Raw genomic sequence first — 2,990 nt, forward strand, 5'->3', positions numbered from 1 at the left:
GCCGCGGCGGGGGTGGAGCTTGACGGCGACATGAAGAAAATTGTTGATGGCGCGATTGAAGCCGCCGTTTTCGCCCTTCCGAAGACGCACACGGAACAGCGTACATAAAGCCCGCGCCCTGAAAATTACAAAACCGCTTATGAAGGGCGAAGACGTGAAGGCCCTGCAAGCCGCCTTGATCGCCCGCGGGTATCATTGCGGCGCGTCCGGCGCAAGTGGTGTGTATGAGCGCAACACGGCCTATGCCGTGCGGTGCTTTCAGGCCGCAAACCGTCTTATTGTGGACGGCAGGGCCGGACGCTTCACCGTGGCCGCGTTGGGCGGCACATGGAACGGGTAACACCCGCCCCATTTACTGAACGCATAGAGAAGCCCCCGTGCTGGCCGTTATCGGCTGGCACGGGGGCTTTTTTCGTTTGTGTGCGGGGTTATCCTTCTGTTGGGAAAAGTGCTACATAAACAGTGTACTTGTCTTTTTCGCTATCGTAGTCAATGCGATCAATGAAGGCTTTTGCGCCTGCTTCAAGCAGTGCTTCGGCTGATTTTGGGAAATAGCCTATATCCCCGCCGATAGTGGCTAAATACTTGCCCTTCGTGTAATCGAATTCATATTCTACGCCGTCGCCCTTTTCGTATATTGATAGGCTGGATAACATATCGTCGCTAACGCGCCCGGAAAGTCGGAAGACCTTTGCTTTTTTGTTGTCCTGCAAAAGTGTTTTACCTTCCGTCGCGGGCTTTTTTGTTTTCACATAAAAACCCAAAAGCATTTGAAGGCTTCCAGAGCCAAGGCGCGTAATAATGCCTATCGCGTCGCCCCCACGGGCGCGGAAGTCGTGATACATGGCTTGAAGCTGGTTTGCTGGAAGATAGCCGCGCTTGATACCATCATAGAAAATTGCAACGGCTTTCGGGTCGTGTTCGTTGTCGGGTTCTGGTACAAAGTCAATCATTTTTCCGATCGAAAGCCCGTCACATTCATAATGTGCGCTTCCGGCTATGTTGACTTCGGAATACTTATACTTCAACTCATATCCGGAAACCGCGGGGAGAACTGGCACGGCGGGGGTTGCCGCGGGCGGGGCTTCCGGTTGCTTCGGCGCAGGCGGGGCAATGGTAGCCGCGGGGATATTCGGCCTTGCTGGTTCAGGCGGCGCGACGGGAGCGGAATTTGACAAAGGCGAGCTTTCTGGCTTCATTGCGGGCGGCGTTTTCTTCTTCCGCAATCCGAAAAAGATCAGCACAGCGGCAAGCGCAAGGCCGCAAACGCCGGAAGCTATGTCGCCTTCGGCAAAAAGGATTATTGCCGCGGCCAGACAGAGAGGCGAACAGGACAGAAGAACAATTCGGATCAGTTTGCTTTTTTTCATAGTTTGAATAGCCCCTTTCATATTTTGGCAACAGGCCGGAACGCGGTTTGTGTTCTGACCTTTAACACGATTATACCGCAAAAATGCGCTAAAGTAAAGAATAGCGCTGATGATTAACACAGAAAGGGGCGAAGGCAGGTGAAAATATACGATTACCACGGAAAGAAAAACGTTTCAGGCGACAGAATACGAGAAGCGCAGCTAAAACGGCGGCTTACGCAAGAAGACCTTGCGGCAAAATTGCAGATCGAAGGCGTGATTATGGAGCGGGACAGCGTTTCCAGAATGGAGATCGGCACGCGCTTTGTGACCGATTATGAATTGATGGTGCTTTCAAAGGTGCTTGGCGTGTCTATGCAATGGCTTGTAGGGCTGGAAGAATGAAAAAGCGGCGGGAAAACCCGCCGTTTCTGCATTTTTTCGCATTTATTTTTCTGAAAGCTATTGACAAACTACACCTATAGGTGTATAATATAATCACAGGCAAGGGGAAGCCGAGTAATGAAGGAAGGAGGAAACACCCGGAAGAAAGGGGGTGTACCAATGAGCGAAGAGCAGATAAAAAAACTGCTTGAAGTTTTTGAGAAGGCTTTACAGAGTGAAGCGGTGGAACGAATCACAATTACCATAAAGCCTAATCAAAAACCCAAACAGTAAATAGGCTGGGCGGTGGGCTTCCCCACCTACCGCCCCTTTATTATAACCGATAAAACGCGAAAATGTCAAGGGGGCGGCGCGAAATGACGATTGACGTTAAAGTGACCTACAAAAACGATAGATTGAAGACGCTTCGGCGGGCCGCAGGAATTTCACAAACACAGCTTGCGGCGGCGGCGGGGTTAAATGCCCGCATGGTGCAGTATTACGAACAGGGCGTGAAGGACTTAAACGCGGCGAAACTGCAAACCCTTTTGAAGTTGTGCAACGCCCTGAATTGCACATTGTCCGATCTAATCACCGATCCGGACGTGTTGGAGCTTTTAACGGTGTACGAAGGGAGAACAAAAAATGATCCGCTTTGAATCTGGGGAAAAATACGGATTGATATATTCAGCTTATCCGCGCGCAGGGACTGTTGCCGGATATGTTGAAATTATATCAGTTGAAAGAAAGCCGGAAGAAGAAGTAATTTTCAAGAATACTTCAATAAGGGACTGCTTTATAGCAGAGGTAGGAACAATAACATTTGTCGTTTATAGCGACACCACAAACACGAAGAAAAAGAAAGCCGTGGTATTTTGTTCACGAAATAGCGAAAGCTATGCGGAAGAATTTTCCGGAGGCGTGCGGGAATACGAATGGTTTTCACCAACAAAAAGAAGCTATTACCCTATTAGTTCAAGGGAAGGGAAGATTGAGTAAAAGGCGCAGGGGGCGGGAAACCGCCCCCGTTTTTCTGCTTTATGGAGGTTTACAAGATGGGACACTATTTCAGCCATTTATCAAAAACAGACCGCTACAAGCTGGAAGCCGCATTGCTGGCCGGGGAAAAGCCGCAGGCGATCGCGGATAGATTGCACGTACACGTTAGCACCATTTATCGGGAAAAGAAGCGCGCCCGCATGGTGCAGTTGACAACCGATCTTGTAGAAGTGGATCGCTACAATCCGGACGAAGCAC

6 protein-coding genes are annotated in these 2,990 nt (G+C 50.1%); 5 read left to right on the top strand and 1 reads right to left on the bottom strand.

What is annotated here, in order from left to right; all coding sequences use genetic code 11:
- Nucleotides 1–154 precede the first annotated feature (154 nt).
- Nucleotides 155–340 (top strand): peptidoglycan-binding domain-containing protein, encoded by a 186-nt coding sequence (locus U8U68_RS21650; protein ID WP_322204505.1) that lies wholly within the window; start codon nt 155–157, stop codon nt 338–340.
- 88 nt (nt 341–428) lie between these two features.
- Here U8U68_RS21650 and U8U68_RS21655 read toward each other — a convergent pair whose 3' ends face one another.
- Nucleotides 429–1,370, bottom strand: coding sequence for an HIRAN domain-containing protein (locus U8U68_RS21655; protein ID WP_160642523.1), 942 nt, complete (start codon nt 1,368–1,370; stop codon nt 429–431).
- A 138-nt stretch (nt 1,371–1,508) separates the two neighbouring features.
- Here U8U68_RS21655 and U8U68_RS21660 point away from each other — a divergent pair, with 138 nt between their 5' ends.
- The 4 genes from U8U68_RS21660 to U8U68_RS21675 all read left to right on the top strand — a co-directional run.
- A complete protein-coding gene (locus U8U68_RS21660) occupies nt 1,509–1,754 on the top strand; it encodes a helix-turn-helix domain-containing protein (RefSeq protein ID WP_322204508.1) in 246 nt (81 codons plus the stop codon).
- A 356-nt stretch (nt 1,755–2,110) separates the two neighbouring features.
- Complete coding sequence (locus U8U68_RS21665; RefSeq protein WP_160579571.1) at nt 2,111–2,392, top strand: helix-turn-helix domain-containing protein; 282 nt, start codon at nt 2,111–2,113, stop codon at nt 2,390–2,392.
- Nucleotides 2,379–2,732 (top strand): hypothetical protein, encoded by a 354-nt coding sequence (locus U8U68_RS21670; protein WP_217958837.1) that lies wholly within the window; start codon nt 2,379–2,381, stop codon nt 2,730–2,732. Before U8U68_RS21665 ends, U8U68_RS21670 begins: the two co-directional genes overlap by 14 nt.
- Nucleotides 2,733–2,788: 56 nt before the next feature.
- The coding region (locus tag U8U68_RS21675; protein WP_322204510.1) for a helix-turn-helix domain-containing protein at nt 2,789–2,990 on the top strand (202 nt) is incomplete at its 3' end.

The organism is Acutalibacter intestini, assembly GCF_034334985.1.
GTDB lineage: Bacteria > Bacillota > Clostridia > Oscillospirales > Acutalibacteraceae > Acutalibacter > Acutalibacter intestini.

What these genes read in the sequence shown, in the direction of transcription:
- U8U68_RS21655 (WP_160642523.1), bottom strand. Translation starts at nt 1,370, where the DNA reads ATGAAAAAAAGCAAACTGATCCGAATTGTTCTTCTGTCCTGTTCGCCT.
- U8U68_RS21665 (WP_160579571.1), top strand. Translation starts at nt 2,111, where the DNA reads ATGACGATTGACGTTAAAGTGACCTACAAAAACGATAGATTGAAGACG.
- U8U68_RS21670 (WP_217958837.1), top strand. Translation starts at nt 2,379, where the DNA reads ATGATCCGCTTTGAATCTGGGGAAAAATACGGATTGATATATTCAGCT.